The organism is Mariluticola halotolerans (genome assembly GCF_021611515.1).
In the GTDB taxonomy this organism is placed as follows: domain Bacteria; phylum Pseudomonadota; class Alphaproteobacteria; order Rhizobiales; family Devosiaceae; genus Mariluticola; species Mariluticola halotolerans.
Genome location: NZ_CP090960.1, coordinates 1,804,109 through 1,820,728, shown reverse-complemented (window position 1 = coordinate 1,820,728; position 16,620 = coordinate 1,804,109). Strand labels below are relative to the sequence as shown.

Annotated in this window: 15 protein-coding genes; 5 read left to right on the top strand and 10 right to left on the bottom strand. The window is 58.8% G+C overall.

Going from position 1 to position 16,620, the window contains the following annotated elements; translation table 11 throughout:
* Positions 1–6: 6 nt before the first annotated feature.
* From L1P08_RS08690 to L1P08_RS08680, 3 genes are all read left to right on the top strand, one after another.
* Complete coding sequence (locus tag L1P08_RS08690) at positions 7–516, top strand: Lrp/AsnC family transcriptional regulator (RefSeq protein ID WP_303616633.1); 510 nt, start codon at positions 7–9, stop codon at positions 514–516.
* 100 nt (positions 517–616) lie between these two features.
* A complete protein-coding gene (locus L1P08_RS08685) occupies positions 617–2,101 on the top strand; it encodes an NAD-dependent succinate-semialdehyde dehydrogenase (protein ID WP_303616632.1) in 1,485 nt (494 codons plus the stop codon).
* 37 nt (positions 2,102–2,138) lie between these two features.
* A complete protein-coding gene (locus L1P08_RS08680) occupies positions 2,139–3,509 on the top strand; it encodes an aspartate aminotransferase family protein (protein ID WP_303616631.1) in 1,371 nt (456 codons plus the stop codon).
* A gap of 62 nt (positions 3,510–3,571) precedes the next feature.
* Here L1P08_RS08680 and L1P08_RS08675 read toward each other — a convergent pair whose 3' ends face one another.
* The 5 genes from L1P08_RS08675 to ectA all read right to left on the bottom strand — a co-directional run bounded on the left by L1P08_RS08675 (position 3,572) and on the right by ectA (position 8,508).
* Positions 3,572–5,032, bottom strand: a complete 1,461-nt coding sequence (locus tag L1P08_RS08675; RefSeq protein ID WP_303616630.1) for an aspartate kinase — start codon at positions 5,030–5,032, stop codon at positions 3,572–3,574.
* Positions 5,033–5,056: 24 nt separating this feature from the next.
* Positions 5,057–5,986 (bottom strand): ectoine hydroxylase, encoded by a 930-nt coding sequence (thpD, locus tag L1P08_RS08670; RefSeq protein WP_303616629.1) that lies wholly within the window; start codon positions 5,984–5,986, stop codon positions 5,057–5,059.
* A gap of 44 nt (positions 5,987–6,030) precedes the next feature.
* A complete protein-coding gene (locus L1P08_RS08665) occupies positions 6,031–6,423 on the bottom strand; it encodes an ectoine synthase (RefSeq protein WP_303616628.1) in 393 nt (130 codons plus the stop codon).
* 9 nt (positions 6,424–6,432) lie between these two features.
* On the bottom strand, positions 6,433–7,740 hold the full coding sequence (gene ectB / locus L1P08_RS08660) for a diaminobutyrate--2-oxoglutarate transaminase (RefSeq protein ID WP_303616627.1): 1,308 nt from the start codon (positions 7,738–7,740) through the stop codon (positions 6,433–6,435).
* Positions 7,741–7,950: 210 nt separating this feature from the next.
* Positions 7,951–8,508, bottom strand: a complete 558-nt coding sequence (gene ectA / locus L1P08_RS08655; protein ID WP_303616626.1) for a diaminobutyrate acetyltransferase — start codon at positions 8,506–8,508, stop codon at positions 7,951–7,953.
* A gap of 280 nt (positions 8,509–8,788) precedes the next feature.
* On the opposite strand from ectA, the gene L1P08_RS08650 reads away from it, so the two are divergent.
* Positions 8,789–9,286: a MarR family winged helix-turn-helix transcriptional regulator gene (locus tag L1P08_RS08650; RefSeq protein WP_303616625.1), complete on the top strand. Its 498-nt coding sequence runs from the start codon at positions 8,789–8,791 to the stop codon at positions 9,284–9,286.
* Between the two features lie 325 nt (positions 9,287–9,611).
* Here the strand turns inward: L1P08_RS08650 and L1P08_RS08645 are convergent, their stop codons facing one another.
* The 5 genes from L1P08_RS08645 to L1P08_RS08625 all read right to left on the bottom strand — a co-directional run bounded on the left by L1P08_RS08645 (position 9,612) and on the right by L1P08_RS08625 (position 15,648).
* Entirely contained in the window at positions 9,612–10,409 is a 798-nt protein-coding gene (locus tag L1P08_RS08645; protein ID WP_303616624.1) for a FadR/GntR family transcriptional regulator, read from the bottom strand.
* Positions 10,410–10,425: 16 nt separating this feature from the next.
* Complete coding sequence (locus L1P08_RS08640) at positions 10,426–11,223, bottom strand: ATP-binding cassette domain-containing protein (protein ID WP_303619526.1); 798 nt, start codon at positions 11,221–11,223, stop codon at positions 10,426–10,428.
* Between the two features lie 2 nt (positions 11,224–11,225).
* The gene (locus L1P08_RS08635) at positions 11,226–13,031 is read right to left on the bottom strand and encodes a dipeptide/oligopeptide/nickel ABC transporter permease/ATP-binding protein (protein ID WP_303616623.1); all 1,806 of its coding nucleotides are present in this window, start codon (positions 13,029–13,031) and stop codon (positions 11,226–11,228) included.
* Positions 13,028–13,975 (bottom strand): ABC transporter permease, encoded by a 948-nt coding sequence (locus L1P08_RS08630; RefSeq protein ID WP_303616622.1) that lies wholly within the window; start codon positions 13,973–13,975, stop codon positions 13,028–13,030. The genes L1P08_RS08635 and L1P08_RS08630 overlap by 4 nt, the downstream gene beginning before the upstream one ends.
* 101 nt (positions 13,976–14,076) lie before the next feature.
* The gene (locus L1P08_RS08625) at positions 14,077–15,648 is read right to left on the bottom strand and encodes an ABC transporter substrate-binding protein (protein WP_303616621.1); all 1,572 of its coding nucleotides are present in this window, start codon (positions 15,646–15,648) and stop codon (positions 14,077–14,079) included.
* Between the two features lie 156 nt (positions 15,649–15,804).
* Here L1P08_RS08625 and L1P08_RS08620 point away from each other — a divergent pair, with 156 nt between their 5' ends.
* Positions 15,805–16,464, top strand: a complete 660-nt coding sequence (locus tag L1P08_RS08620) for a DUF1028 domain-containing protein (RefSeq protein ID WP_303616620.1) — start codon at positions 15,805–15,807, stop codon at positions 16,462–16,464.
* Positions 16,465–16,620 lie beyond the last annotated feature (156 nt).

Genomic DNA, 16,620 nt, shown 5'->3' with positions numbered 1-16,620 from the left:
TATATTATGTTTAAACTTGATGACCGCGACATTGAAATACTGAAGGTGCTTTCCGCTGAGGCGCGTATTTCCAAGGCCGAACTGGCCAAGCGCATCAACCTCTCGCCCAGCCCCTGCTGGGAGCGGCTGAAGCGATTGGAAGCCGCTGGGCTGATCAATGGCTATCACGCTGAAATCTCGCTGAAAAAGATCGTTCCCAATGTCACGGTTTTCGTGACCGTTGAACTGGAACGGCACAAGGCGGACACGTTCCAGAAATTTGAGCGCGCCATCCATGAGCGGGCCGAAATCACCGGCTGCTGGGCGCTGGGGGGCGGGTTCGATTATCTGCTGCAAATCGTCATCCGCGATATCGACGCCTATCAGCGCCTGATCGATACCTTGCTGGAACAGGGGCTCGGTTTCTCCCGCTATTACACCTATATCGTCACCAAGCCGGTCAAGACCGGCACGCCATTGCCCTTTGATGCGCTTTTTGCCGGTGCAGACGAAAACAAGGGCACCGCGCGCGATTAAAGACGTTTCCACGGTCGCCGGCGGCCCCTTTGGAACATCCTTTGCCCGCAACCGGTTTATTGTCACCCCAACGATATTTCTCATTTATGGCGGTGACATCATGCTTGCAGCTCACGAAGCACCCAAAACCCTGCTTTCCGGTTTGTCGGATCAGCGGCTGGTACGCCAGTTCTCCTATATTGATGGACGCTGGGCGGGCGCTGATGACGGCGCGGTGATCCCGGTCACCAACCCTGCCGACGGTAGCTGGCTGGGCGAAGTTGCCAGCCTGACCGCCAGTGAAAGCGCCGCCGCCGTGGATGCAGCGGAAGCAGCTTTTGAAGACTGGTCCGGGCGGCTGCCACAGGCGCGTGCCGCCGTATTGCGCCGCTGGTTCGATCTGATCCTTGCAAACCGCGAAGATCTGGCCCGGCTGATGACGCTGGAACAGGGCAAGCCCATCTCGGAATCCCGTGGCGAGATCGATTATGCGGCCTCGTTTGTCGAGTTCTATGCCGAAGAGGCCAAGCGCCCGAATATTGAAAGCGTCACCTCGCATCTGCCCGACGCCGAGGTCGAGGTCTGGCGCGAACCGGTTGGTGTTGCAGCGCTGATCACCCCATGGAATTTCCCCGCCGCCATGCTGACGCGCAAGGCTGCTGCAGCTCTCGCCGCCGGTTGCACCATTGTCGCCCACCCATCGCAAGAAACCCCGTTTTCGGCGCTGGCGCTGGCGGAGCTGGGTGAGCGGGCCGGACTGCCCAAGGGCGTGTTCAATATCGTCACCGGCAAGGCGGCGACCATTGTCGCCCCGTGGATGGGAGATTTGCGCGTGCGCGTCGTCTCCTTCACCGGCTCCACTGAAATCGGCAAACTGCTCTATCGGCAGGGCGCGGATACGGTGAAAAAGCTGGTGCTGGAACTGGGCGGGCATGCCCCGTTCATCGTCTTTGCCGATGCTGATCTGGAAAAGGCTGTCGATGAAGCGGTCAAGGCCAAGTTCGCCACCTCCGGGCAGGATTGCCTCGGGGCCAACCGCTTTCTGGTTGAACGGCCGGTCTATGATGATTTCTGTCGTCTCTTCACCGAACGCACGGCGGCCCTGACCCTCGGCTTTGGTCTTGATGATCCCGATATCGGCCCATTGATGAATGAGGCGGCTGTCGCCAAGCAGGAACAGCATGTGGCCGATGCCCTGGCCAAGGGCGCGCGGGTCCTCACCGGCGGCAAGCGCGATGCGCTGGGGGAGCTGTTCTTTCAGCCGACTATTCTCGCCGATGTGCCGCACGAAGCGCTGATCATGCATGAGGAAACGTTTGGACCGGTCGCGGCTATCTCTCCGTTCGATACGGAAGAGGAAGTGCTCAAACGCGCCAATGATACCGAATATGGGCTCGTCGCCTATTTGCACACCGCCGATCCGCGCCGCATCTATCGCGCCAGCCGCGTGCTGCAATATGGCATGGTGGCGGTCAACCGCACCAAGGTCACCGGTGCGCCGATTCCCTTTGGCGGCATGAAGCAATCCGGCATTGGCCGCGAAGGCGCTCGCCTTGGCATGGAAGCATTCATGGACGTCAAATATGTCTGCCGCGATTGGGCATGACGCCAGTTTTTAAAGATTAAACCAGAAGGACAAGCGTATGCTTAGCAATGATCAACTCGACAAGTGGGACCGGGAGAATTTCTTCCATCCCTCGACCCATCTCGCCCAGCACGCTCGCGGTGAAAGCCCCAACCGCATCATCACCGGCGGCTCCGGCGTTTATATCGAGGATCGCGACGGCAACAAATTGCTCGATGGTTTTGCCGGGCTTTATTGCGTCAATGCCGGCTATGGCCGCGCCGAGATTGCCGAGGCGATTGCCGCCCAGGCCAAGGAACTGGCCTATTATCACGCCTATGTCGGCCACGGCACGGAAGCCTCGATCACGCTGGCCAAAATGGTGCTCGACCGCGCGCCCAAGAACATGTCCAAGGTCTATTTCGGCCTCTCGGGTTCTGACGCCAATGAGACAAATATCAAGTTGATCTGGTATTATAACAATATCCTCGGCCGCCCGAAAAAGAAGAAGATCATCTCGCGCTGGCGCGGTTATCACGGCTCGGGCCTGATGACCGGCTCGCTGACCGGTCTTGCAGGTTTCCATAACAAGTTCGATCTGCCGCTCTCCCCGATCCTGCATACGGTCGCGCCCTATTATTTCCGCCGCGATGATCTCTCCATGAGCGAAGCCGATTTCGTCGCCCATTGTGTGAGCGAACTTGAAGCCATGATCGCGCGGGAAGGGGCTGACACCATTGCCGCCTTTATCGGCGAGCCGGTGCTCGGCACTGGCGGCATTGTCCCGCCCCCCGCTGGCTATTGGCCCGCCATTCAGGCCGTGCTGAAAAAGCACGATATTCTTCTGGTTGCCGACGAAGTGGTCACCGGTTTTGGTCGCCTCGGCACCATGTTCGGCTCCGATCATTTCGGCATCGAAGCCGATATCATCACTATCGCCAAGGGCCTGACCTCGGCATACGCGCCGCTTTCCGGTTCGATCATTTCCGACAAGGTGTGGAAAGTGCTGGAGCAGGGGACCGATGAGAACGGCCCCATCGGCCATGGCTGGACCTATTCCGCCCACCCGATTGGTGCCGCCGCCGGTGTCGCCAATCTCAAGCTGATCGATGATCTGAATCTTATCGCCAATGCCAGCGAAATCGGTGCCTATCTCAACACGTCGATGAAAGCCGCGCTCGGCGAGCATCCGCATGTGGGCGATATTCGCGGCGAAGGCATGCTCTGTGCGGTTGAGTTTGTGGAAGAGCGCGCGGCACGCAAATTCTACGATCCGGCGCAAAAGATCGGTCCGCAGATTTCAGCAGCTTTGGCCAAGCACAATGTCATCGCGCGCGCCATGCCGCAGGGCGACATTCTCGGCTTCGCGCCGCCTTTCTGCCTGACAAAGGCAGAGGCTGATATCGTGGTTGAAAAGACCGCTTTGGCGGTCAAGGAAGTGCTGGGCTAGTCACCGCAGCAGTAAAGAAAGAGGTCCGGCATGCCAAAGAGGCGTGCCGGACCTTTTGTTTTTTAAGCGGCTTGCCGCAGCTGTTTTTTGGCGCTGGTCTCGATCAACTCGTGATGCAGCGCCTTGATGGCGGCATCGAGATCTTCCTTGCGCAGCACAAACTGCACATCAACGCCACGCCCGGTTTCAAGCGCCGAGTTGGGTACAATCCCGGCGTCATCAAGCGCCGTCAGCCCGCGCAGCATCACCCGCAGACCCTTGAGGTCGCGCCCGATGGCCGAGACGATCGCGGCCCGCTGGGTGGAAATGCTGGCCGAGGGATAAACCTTGGCCAAGTCCCGCTCCACCCGCCGGATGGCTTTGAGCGGCGCTTCGACGTGATGGACAATCGAATTGGCATTGGAGATTTTCGAAACAATCCGGACCTTGTGCCGGGTCAGGATTTCGAGCGCCGTCGCGTCATAGCCCTTCACCCCGACCATGTCCTGCTCGAACAGTTCAAGGGTCGTTACCGGCAGGCCGGTGACGATCTCGACGCCAGCTGTATCGGCAGCCTCCGCATCGATCAGGGTACCGGGGTCCTTGGGATCAAACGCATTGGCAACGCGCAAGGGAATATCGGCCTGACGCAGCTTTTTGGCAGCTTTGGGGTGAATGGCTTCCATCCCCATATTCGAGAGCTGGTCGGCCACATCATAATTGGTCCGCCCGATCTTGCGCACCTTGTCTTCGCCCACAAGGCGCGGGTCGGCGCTTGAGAGGTGAAATTCCTTATGGATGATCGCCTCGCGCGCGCCGGTCAGCGCGGCAATGCTGGCAAAGGTCACCTCGGAATAGCCCCGGTCGAATTCGCGCATCAGCCCGTCGCGGCTTTGCGCATAGCCGGTAACAATCGGCAATTCGCGGCTGATGTCGACTTCCGCAAACGCGGCCTGAATACGCTCATCGAGATCCGGTTGCGCTTCGTCGCGCCAGCCGGTCAAATCAACAAAGCGGGCATTGACCCCTTCGCGGCGCAGCAGCAATGTCAGGTTATGGGCCGAATGCGCCTCGCCCAGAGCAGACAACATTTCGCGAATGGTCTGCATGTGTGCGCCAAGCTGGAAATGCCCGTAGGAACAAAGGCGCTGCAGATCGATAAGGCAACCACGCGCGCCCTCGATCCGTTCACGCACAAAATCATCCGCCGCGTGGCGGTCCCCGGCATCCTCAAACATCAGGCCGTTGATCTCATGCATTGCCGTGCTGACATTGTTCAGCGTCTGCATCCAGGCGTGATCACTGTCAGCGGCGGCAAACAGCGCATAAACACCTGCCTCACCGGATTTCTTGTTTTCCAGCAACTGGTCGGTAATGCCGCCAAAGGCTGAGACCACGAAGGCCCGATTGTAAAGCGCGTCGCCCTGGCGGTCGCCCACCAGTATCGTGCCGATCAATTCACGCACCCGGCTCATCGAGGTGCCGCCGATTTTCTCGACCGTATGCGCACCGCGCGAGGCGGGGGCGTTGTTTTCGTTACTCATGTTAGTCATCTAAAAATCTTTGCGTTAGGCCAAAGGTTCAGGATCAAGCGTCACGGGTTTGGGCTCGCCGCGATTGGCCAGAAAGGCCGGACGCGGCTTTTTGGCGCCAAATGGAGCTTGCAACTGATTGGACATGGCGTTGTAAACGAAGAACGCATTGGAGCGCGGAAACGGCGTGATATTGCCGTTCGACCCATGCATCGTATTGCAATCGAACAGGATCACGGTTCCAGCGTCGCCGGCGGCATATTCAATGCCGAATGTCTCCGCGAGTTTCAAAAGGCTCTCCTCGGAAGGCACACCCACTTCCTGCTTTTTCAGCGAGGATTTGTGGTTGTCCTCCGGTGTCTCCCCTGCACAGGCGATAAAGTGGTCCTGCGAGCCGGGCATCAGCATAAGCGGCCCGTTCATCGCATCGTTATCGCTGAGCAGAACAGACGCCGAGATTGCCCGCATGCGGGGCATGCCGTCTTCGGCGTGCCATGTCTCGAAATCTGAATGCCAGTAGAATTCCTTGCCGGCATAACCCGGTTTGTAATTCAGCCGTGACTGATGGATATAAACCTCATCATCGAGCAGAAAGCTGGCAATGGCGGCAAGACGCTTATGGTTGGCCAGCCGGTTAAAGAGGGCACTTTGCTGCTCAAGCTGGAAAATGGTCCGCACGTCATCGGAGCCGGGCTCGGTGATCAGCGTTTCCTTGTCCAGCTTGGCGCCGGGCGCTCTCAGCCGGGCGGATTCAGCCTGCAGGGCCTGCACCTCCTGCGGGGTAAACAGGCTCTTGAGTACGAGATAGCCCTTTTTGGCAAAGCTCTCGGCTTCGGTGCGGGTCAGGGGCGCTTCAGGCGTCCACTTGCCCCAGAACACAGGGTCCTTGCGCTCCAGCCATTGTTCAGTGCCTGAAGATCGGCTCGGATAGTCGTCGGTCTTTGTTTGCAAAGCGCGCATCGTCATTTTCGTAAAGCCTTTCTTGTCTTGAGTGGGCCGGTCGTAAAAGCTTAGGCGGCATCCTCCGCCGGTGCATAGGAGCCGTCTTCCCGGTGCACTTCACTGCCCGTGACCGGTGGATTGAACGTGCAGGCCATCACCATTTCTTCGGTGGCGCGCAGCACGTGCTTGTCGTTCAGGTTGAGCGCATACATGGTGCCGGGACGGATCTCGTGCACTTCGCCCGTCACGCAATCCTCAATCGAGCCCGAGCCGGAGATGCAGTAAACACTCTCGAAATGGTGCTTGTAGTGCAGGTTCAACTCGGCATTTTCGTGGATGCGGGTGATATGGAACGAAAAGCCCATATTGTCGCCAGCCAGCAACAGGCGGGTGCTGTCCCAGCCATCGGAATGCACCAGTCGTTCGGTTTCGCGGGCTTCGTCCAGTTTGCGGATAATCATGGGTGTCTCCTATTCGGCAGCCGCGCGGGCGCTCTCGTTGTTCAATACCTCGCCAAAGGCATCTTCCATCACGTCCAGCCCGGCCGCGAACTGCGCCATTTCAATGGTCAGGGGGGCGAGAACCTTGACGATTTCGTCATGGCTGCCGGAGGTTTCGATAATCAGGTTTTGCTTGAAGCAGGCCTTGCAGATCGCCGCGGCCGTTTCGCCGGAATCGGTTTCGATCCCCAGCATCATGCCGCGTCCCTTGACCCGGAAATCATGCTGCTCGGCAATCGCTTCCAGCCGGTCCTTCAAATAGGCACCCTTTTTCTGGATCTCCTTGGCAAACGTATCGTCGCGCCAGAATTTCTCCAGAGCCACACGGGCGGTGACAAAGGCGTGGTTATTGCCACGGAACGTGCCGTTATGTTCAGCCGGGCTCCAGATATCATGCTCAGGCTTCATCAGCGTCAGCGCAAAGGGCAGGCCCATGCCCGAAAGCGATTTCGCCATGGTGATGATGTCAGGTGACAGCCCCATTTCCTCGAAGGAGAAAAATGACCCTGTGCGCCCGCAACCGGCCTGAATGTCATCAATGATGAACAGCGCCCCATTGTCGTGCGCAATCTTTTCGATCTTGCGCAGCCATTCAGCAGAAGCCGCGTTCAAGCCGCCTTCGCCCTGCACCGGCTCGACAATGATCGCCGCCGGTTTGTCATAGCCGCTGGAGGGGTCGGCCAGCATGGTTTCAAGCTGGGCTGCCGTATCGACGCCGGGGCCAAAATACTGGTCATAGGCTGCCCGGTCGACGCCGTTGAGCGGTGTGGACGCGCCACCACGATGATGGCCATTGCCCGTGGCCGCCAGGGCGCCCAGCGTGACACCATGAAAGCCATTGGTGAACGCGATGATCTTGTGCCGGCCGGTCACCTTTCGGGCCAGCTTCAGCGCCGCTTCCACGGCATTGGCACCGGTGGGGCCGGTGAACTGCAAACGGTAATCCATATTGCGCGGCTTCAGGATCAGCTCGTTGAAGCTTTCCAGAAATTTCGCCTTGGCATCGGTGAACATGTCGAGGCCATGGGCCACGCCATCTTGGGTGATATAATCGATCAGGGCCTGCTTCATGTCCGGGTCATTGTGACCGTAATTGAGCGTGGAACAGCCTGCGAGAAAATCGGTGTAGCTATTGCCTTCAGCGTCGTGGATCGTCGCGCCTTTGGCCGTGTTGAACATCCGGGGAAAAGCGCGCGAATAAGAACGCACCTGGCTTTCAACCCGGTCGAATGTCTTGATGTCCGCTATCGTTTCTGTCGGCTTGTATGTCTGCGGCATTTGATACCTCTTAACTGTTGTTATGCCGGTCAGCCCGGCGGGCGCCCTCCATAAGGGGCGCGAACAAGGCCATTGGGCCCTGGATGAAAGCGTTTCCCGCGAGGTGCCTGAAGGCACGCGCGGGGAACGCGTAAAATGATATCGCGGGAGGCACGTCAGGCGTCGCGATGCACGGGGCGTCCTCCCTCATCCCGTGCGACGACGACTAGATCAGGCGGCGGACTTCAATGCGTCATCGTCGCTCTCGAACGGTCCGATGGTGACCAGATGTTCGGTGTCGTGTGCGCCTTCAAAATGCACATCACTCTTGAAATGTTCCTGCCGCTTCAGCGGCGCATCAAACTTGGCCGCCACCGAGCTGAACAGCGCCCATGAGGCGTCATTGTCATCGGTGATCGTGCTCTTGATCCGCTGTACATCGGCGCAGACATCGCGCGCCAGCACATCGCGGATCAGCTTTTTGCCTATGCCACGTCCGCGTGCGGCCGGGCTGACGCAGACCTGCCAGATGAACAATACGTCCGGCTCTTCGGGCGGGATATAGCCCGAAACCCAGCCCACGACCTTGCCGTCCAGCAGGGCGACAGCGCATGTGCTCGCGAAATGCGTGCATTGCAGCAGGTTGCAGTAAACCGAATTCTCATCCAGCGAGCCGCTGTTCTTGATCAGCTGCCAAACGGCGGAACCTTCGTCTCCGCGGGGCGCACGAATCTCAAGCGTCTCATTCGTATTTCTGGGTTTGGGCGACACGTGTGTCTCCAATCGCATATTTCTCTCCCACTCTGGATGAGCACTTAGTTAGATCAAACGAATTAAAAGTCAACCTTGAGGTGATTGTATAATTCAAAAAACGAAGGATAGTTCCCCTTAATCCTGCGAAAAGTGACGAAAACTGCTAAAATATGACAGAATTGCGTCAAAACCGGATCATTTAGGGCATCGAATAGCTTTGATGCATAAAAATATAATTAATTAGACACAGCGAACTAATTCCGGGCTTGGGACATAAGCATTTCGGGGCTAAGGTGCCGGTCTGAAAGGGTTTCTCGTGGACGATCGTACTAAAACAGTTTTGACCGCCATGCGGCGCATTCTCCGGGTCACCGATGGGAACGCCAAGGCGTTGATGCGCGAGACCGGGTTGAGTACCTCGCAGCTCGTGCTGCTGCAATTACTCGAAGGCGGGGGTGAGAAGACGGCCGGCGAAATCGCCGCGCGCATTGGCATCACCCAGGCGACGACGACAGCACTTTTGAACAAGCTGGTCGCCCGCAATCTTATCCAGAGACGGAAAGGTGAAGCCGACCGCCGCCAGGTCTGGTTGTCGCTGACCCCGGCCGGCCATCAGATTGTGGCCGCCGCACCCGATGGCGTGCATGAGCGTTTCCAGCAGCGATTCGCAGAGCTTGATGACTGGGAACAGGCGATGCTTGTGGCAGCCCTTGAACGCATTGCGACAATGCTTGGTGCCAAGGACTTGGATGCCGCGCCGATCTTCGACGCGACAGCGATTGATACCAGTATCGAAACCACTGAACCGAACTAGGCGGGGATGTTGGGGGGGCTGGGACGAAGAATGGCACTTTTCCCTTCCTTCTCCCTCGGGCTTGACCCGAGGGTCCATGACCAACCATCCGCACCGGCAGAGGGCGGGGTCAGGCTAAACCTTCCTGCCCCACACGCCCAGCTATAGCGTTGCCTCATCGTATGGGTACTCGGGTCAAGCCCGAGTATGACGATTTGCGGGGAGGCGGGACTTACCCAAACCCTCATGGTGAGTTTGTCGAACCATAAGGGTTTCAGCGCCGAGCTTGCCGCCCATCCTTCTAAAGGCTCAGGATGAGGATCGGGGCGGTCGCAGGCACAAACGCCTAATTCTCGTCGAGAAACCTTGCCTCAACTTCCGCTTCCAGTGTCAGCATTTGCTGTTCGGCATGGGCCATGTGGTCGGCCATGATCTGGCGTACACGGTCGCCATCCTTTTCCCGCATCGCCGCGATCAGTTCGCGCTGATAGGCAATGCCGCGCTGGCGCATCACCGGCTGGTCCTGCCGGTAGATATCGCGGCAGACCGCCAGATCCTTCAAGAGCCGCTGCAGGAACCGGCACTGAAACGACAAAAGGGCATTGTCGGAATATTCGGCCACGACCGAGTGGAAATCAAGCTCCGCCATGCGCTGGGCCCAGCGTTCTTCTGCATCCCGTGGTTCGTGGGCATAAACGCTGATAATGCCTTCCAGCCGGGTAAATCCGGCCGCGTCGATATTCTCCATCGCATCCACCGCCACCAGCGGCTCCAGCGCCTTGCGCAAGGCATAGATGTCGGCAATCGTCACGGTCTTGGCGAACAGGTAATTGCCCAAAAGGCTCATCGCCCGGCCCTCGGACATGCGCTCGACAAAGGCACCGCCACCGGGGCCGGTGCGAATGCGAACGAGGCCCTGGACCTCGAGCGATTTAAGCGCCTCGCGCACCGTGCCCTTGCTGGCGGCATATTGGGCGATCAGCTCTTTTTCCTGCGGCAACCGGTCGCCGGGTTCCAGCCCGTGCTCCATGATCGTGCGCTTGACCGCCTCGGCAATTTCGTCCGTGCGCTTGCGCGCCTTGCGCGGCCCGGGCTTGATGGTCTTGGGCGATGCGGTTGCGGCCACCTGATCGGAAACACTCATGATGGGGGGATCGTCCTTAGTCCGTTTCAAGGCGCGGCGCGCTGGCGATAAGACGTTTGGTATAGTCATGCTGGGGAGCCTTGAAAAGCGCCTCGGCCGGACCTTCCTCAACCACCTCCCCGAAATACATCACAGCGACCCGGTCCGAAATGCTCTCCACCACCGCCAGATCATGGCTGATGAACAAATAGGAGAGATCGAATTCAGCCTTCAAATCCTCGAGCAGCAGGAGGACCTGCGCCTGCACGGACACATCAAGCGCCGAGACAGGTTCATCCAGCACCATGATTTTGGGCGCAGCGGCGAGCGCGCGGGCGATGGCAATGCGCTGAGACTGGCCGCCGGAGAATTCATGCGGATAGCGCTCCAGCGTATTGGCTGGCATTTGCACCGCGTCGAGCAGTTCCTTCATGCGCGCCTGCCGTTGTGCCGCGTTAAAACCCTTGAGCAATCTGAGAGGGGTTTCCAGAATGGCACCAATGGTCTTGCGTGGATTAAGCGAGGAGACCGGATCCTGAAACACATATTGAATCATCTGCCCGAAGGCGCGGGGGCCTTCGCGGGTCAGCGCGGCGGCGTCCTGCCCGGCAATCTGCATCTGCCCGGCGGTCGGCACTTCCAGCCCGACGACCATACGCGCGAGTGTGGATTTGCCCGAACCGCTCTCGCCGACAATGGCCAGCGTTTCCCCCTGACGCAGGGCGAGGGTGACATTTTTCACCGCGTGCACCGCATGGGAGTGACCACCAAAAAGCGTGCGCTTGCCGCCAAAGGTTTTTGTCAGGCCGGTCACTTCAATGGCGTTGGTTGCAATGCTCATGCCTCTGCCTCCACCGGGTCGAGCGCGGGCAGTTTGCGCAGGTCATCAAGGAATTTGCGGCCCTGGCCCGGTTTCGGGACGCAGGCGATCAGCCGTTTGGTATAGGGGTGTTGCGGATTGCCGAGCACGGTTTTGGTGTCGCCGGTCTCAACGATTTCCCCGTGACGCATCACTGCCACCCGGTCGCAGACCTCTGCCACCACGCCAAAATCATGGGTGATGAACAACAGCGCGAGCCCGCGCTCGGTGCGCAATGCCTGCAACAGGCGAAGGATTTCGGCCTGCACCGTTACATCGAGCGCCGTAGTCGGCTCATCGGCAATAATGATGTCGGGGTCATTGGCCAGCGCCATGGCAATGCCGACACGCTGGCGCTGCCCGCCCGAAAGCTGGTGCGGATAGGCGCTGGCCCGTTCCGCTGCATCGGGTATGCGCACGGTCTCCAATAGGGCGATGGCTTTTTTATAGGCTTCGGTGCGGCTGACCGGCTGATGCGCCCGCACAGCCTCGGCCACCTGATCGCCAATGCTGAACAAGGGGTGCAGTGTCGTCAGCGGGTCCTGAAACACATACGAGACCTTGCCGCCGCGATAGGTGCTGATCTCGGTGGCGCTGAGCGCGAACATGTCGCGCCCCTCAACGGCGACGGCCCCGCCGGTAATCACCCCGGGTGGGGAGGCGACGAGACCGAGAAGCGACAAGGCGGTTACGCTCTTGCCCGAACCGCTTTCCCCGATAAGGCCAAGGCATTCGCCTTTTTGTACCGAAAAGCTGATGCCTTTAACGGCGGGCACAAGCCCGTTGCTGCTCTCGAAGCTGGTTTCAAGATTTTCCACCGACAGCGCGGCCTGCTTTCCACGCGCGCTGGTGTCAGGGGCATGATTGCGGTCAATTCGGGTCACGGGCATCGGGCGGCTGAGCGCACCGGCACGAAGGCGCGGATCAAGTGCATCGCGCACCCCGTCGCCAAGCAGGTTGATGCTCATGACGATGAAGAACACCATGATCCCCGGAATAAGCGAGACCACCGGCGCGTTGAACAAGAGCGAGCGGCCCTCGCCCAGCATGGAGCCAAGGTCCGCCTGTGGCGGCTGAGCCCCGAGACCCAGAAAGCTGAGGCCCGCCGTCTCAAGGATCATCCAGCCCACCGTGGTCGACATGGTGATCACAATGATCGGCATGACATTGGGCAGGATCTCGGTGAGCACAATGGCGATATGCCCCTTGCCCGAAAGCCTTGCCGCATCGACAAATTCCTTATGCGCCAGCCCCACGGTAATGCCGCGGATATTGCGGGCGAAAAACGGGATATTGACCACGGCTATGGCATAAAGCGCATTCATCAGCCCCGGCCCGAGCACGGCGACAATGGCGAGGGCCAGGAGGATGTAAGGGAACGCCATCAGCATATCGATGCCGCGCATCATGATATTGTCGGTGCGCCCACCCGCATAACCGGCGATCAGCCCGATGGCCGAGCCAAAAAATGCGGCGACCAGCGAAGCGGAAATCCCCACCAGCAGGGACACCCGCGTGCCCCAGATCAGCCGGGCAAAAATATCGCGGCCAAGATGATCGGTGCCGAGCAGATGCCCATCTGTCATCACCGGTTGCAGCCGGTTGGCCAGATTGGTCAGGTCCGGGTCGGGGAGGGGCAGAATGGGCACGAGCACAGCGGCGAGGGCAATCAGGGCGATTACATAAAAGCCGATCGCGGCCAGCGTGTTGTTCATCAGCAATTGCCAGGCATTGGGACGCCGGGATGCTTTAGGGGCTGTGGCTGTAGCTTGGGGCGCGCTCATGATTTCAACCTCGGATCGAGCAGGGATTGCACCACATCGGCGAGGAGATTGACGAAGACATAGGCGGCGGCCACCACCAGCACCCCGCCTTGCACCAACAGAATGTCGCGGGTGGAAATGGCCTTGACCAGCATGGCCCCAATCCCCGGCCACTGGAACACGGTCTCGATATAAACCGCGCCGCCGAGCACAAACCCGGCCTGCAATCCGATCACCGGCACCACGCTGACCATGGCCGCCTTGAAGGCATGCTTGTAAATGACCGTGCGTTCATCCAGTCCCTTGGCGCGGGCAGTGCGCACATAATCCTGCCGCAAGACTTCGAGCATGGCAGCGCGGGTCAGCCGGGCGATAATGCCGGTGGCGACAACGGCCAGCGTCATCGCGGGCAGGAACAGGTGGCGCAACAGGTCCGGCAGGTCGCCGCCGCCATAGACCGCATACATGCCCGAGGCCGGAAACAAGCGCCATTGCACCGCGAACAACAAGATCAGCAACAGGCCGAGAAAGAATGAGGGCACCGAAATGCCGATAATCACCAGAAAGGTGATGATGCGGTCGGCCCAGCCAAACTGGCGCACGGCGGAGACGACCCCCGCCAAAAGACCGAGAATGGAACAGATCACCAGCGCGGTGCCGGCGAGAATTAATGTCGCCCCGAAGCGCTCAACAATTTCATCGAGGACGGGTCGATTGAGGATGTAGGAGCGGCCGAAATCGCCTTGCAGCAGATTGCTGACCCAGATGAAATATTGCTCGAACAGCGACTTGTCGAGGCCGAGCTGGGCATTGAGCCGCTCGATATTCTCCGGTGTCGCATAGGCCCCGAGAATGGCCAGCGCCGGATCACCTGGGATCATCGCCATGATGAGAAAAACAATGACAGAAAGACCGGCAATCACCGGTATGGCCGCGAGCAAGCGCTTGAGAATATAGGCCGTCATCTCTATCTCCGCCGGGCTTTGTCATGGAGCATTGTCATGGGTTTTACCCATGATAGATAAAACCGGCGGCGCATAAAGCGCCACCGGCCAGATTGGGAGAACTAGTTCTTGGTGACGTCGCGCAGCACAAGGCTGAAGTCCGGCTGCAACTCGAAATTGCCCACCGATGACGTGGTCACAGCGTTCTGCTTCCAGTTGGCAACGAACAGCCAGGGCGCATCCTCATAAACAATGGCCTGCATTTCCTTGTAGAGCCGGGCACGTTCCGCCTGATCGGTTTCGGTGCGCGCCTTGTTCAAGAGCGCATCAACTTCCGGATTGGAATAATAGCCCGAATTGAAGCCACCCTTGTCCGGCCATGCATCTGTGCGTAGTGCAAGGAAGGGCAATGTATCCGGATCGGATGTCATCCATGCCATTTCGGCCATATCCGCCTTGCCCTCAAGCCCCGGGTTCACTTTCCCAAGGAACGTGTTCCACTCATAAGTCTCGATGGTCACATCAAGGCCCACGGCATTGAGATCTGCCTGAATGGCGGTGCCCATCGGGATGGGATCGAGCATGCCCGAGCCGCCCTGGGTCACATAAAAGGTGACCTCAGCGCCTTCAGCGCCAGCATCCTTGATCATGGCCCGTGCCTTTTCCGGATCATACGGATAGGGCGAAAGGTCATCATTGTAAGCCCAGTTGAAAGCCGGCGGTGTGGGGCCTGCCGCAACATCGGCCGTGCCCTGCAACACGTCATTCACAAGGCTTTCCTTGTTGATCGCGTAATTGGCGGCCTGACGCACCCGCACATCGGCAAACGGGCCTTCCTTCATATTGAGAATGAGGAACCAGAGATGGGGCCCGGCGGCTTCCACCACCTTGAAATTGGCGTCATCGCGGAAGGTCGATACGGTGTCGGGAGGTGTCTCCAGCAATACATCAATGCCGCCGGACAACATTTCGGCAACCCGTGTATTGGCATCGGTGATCGGGCGGAACACCACAGCTTCAAGCGGCGTGGCACCATCCCAGTAATCATCATTGCGCGAGGCCACAACGCGGGCATTCGACTGCCATTCTTCAAACTTGAAGGCGCCGGTGCCCGTGGGGTTGCGTCCCACATCCTTGCCGAATTTCTCCACGGCGGCCGGCGAAATGATCAGGCCGGTGGGGGAGGCAAGGTTGGACATGAACGGGGCGTAGGGTTCATTGAGGGTGAACTCAACGGTCATGTCATCGATAACGGCAACATCGGTAATTGCCGAAAAGAAGAAGGACAGCGGGAAGGGCCCGGTGTCATAATAGGGATGATCCTCGTTCAGCATCCGGTCGAAGTTGAATTTCACTGCGTCCGCGTTGAAGTCGGTACCGTCGTGGAATTTGACGCCCTCACGCAGGTTGAACGTATAAACCAGACCGTCTTCCGAGATCGTCCAGTCCGTTGCAAGCGAGGGCTCAATTTCCAGTGTGCCCGGCTTGTTGCGCACCAGTCCATCATAAAGATTGACCAGAATGCGGAAATCATTGGCAGCGGTAACGGTATGCGGGTCGAGCGATTGCGGTTCGGCAATCTGCCCGACGACAAGAACATTGGGGGGTGTTTGGGCGGAAACCTGACCTGTAATGCCCATGGCCGCTGTCGCGGCGAGAGCAAGGGCAGCAATTCCCTTGGTAAGTTTGTGCATGACTACCTCCTTGGCGGCATAAGCTGCGCCGGCCGCCCGGATGTAGAGACCGGTTTCGGCGACCGATCACCAGTTAATTTATCAGCATAAATAGATGACGCAACCAATTTATGCTGATAAATTGACCTCTGTGAAAAAACCGGGCATCAAGGCCAGATGACGTTTTCTATCGTAGCCAGAGACACGGACACGGGGGCTTTTGGCGTTGCCACGGCCACTGGCGGTCCGGTGGTGGGCTCTCTGGTGCCCCATGCCCGTGCTGGTGTTGGCGCGATTGCAACCCAAAGCCTGACCAATCCTCTTTACGGCAGCATCGGGCTGGATTTGCTGGGAAGCGGCGTGTCTGCGCAAAAGGTGCTGGACCAGCTGACGGCGGCAGATGCCGGGCGCGAAAGCCGCCAATGCGTGATCATTGGCACAACGGGACCAGCGGTTGCCTGGACAGGCAGCAAGGCAGAAGCTGCCAGCGGCGCGCTGGTGGCCGATGGGGTGGGCGTTGCCGGAAATATGCTTGTGAGCACCCATGTGTTTGAAGCCATGCTGGAAGCCTATCAGGCTTCTGGCACGCAACCCTTTGAAGACAGGCTTCTCGCAGCTTTGCGGGCGGGCGCCGCTGAAGGTGGAGATTATCGGGGTATCCGCTCGGCGGCATTAAAAGTATATACCAGTGAACCCTATCCCGCCGTCGATCTGCGCGCTGACTGGTCGAACGAACCGGTGGCGCAACTGGCCGAAATCCTCAATGCAACCCGCAGTCAGGGCTATGCGGATTTCTTTCGGCAATTGCCTAAAAGCGGTGCTGGCGACGACGCGTGATCGCCGGGGTGATAATACCAGTCGATCCAATAAAACCCTAATGTTACCAATAATTTAGTTGCATGTTTCGGCTTTGTAAGGCCTGAAAGCATAATTGTTGTCCGGATGTCACCGGCGAACGCGGTGTTCTTCACGAAACCGTGTCTGCATTCATGT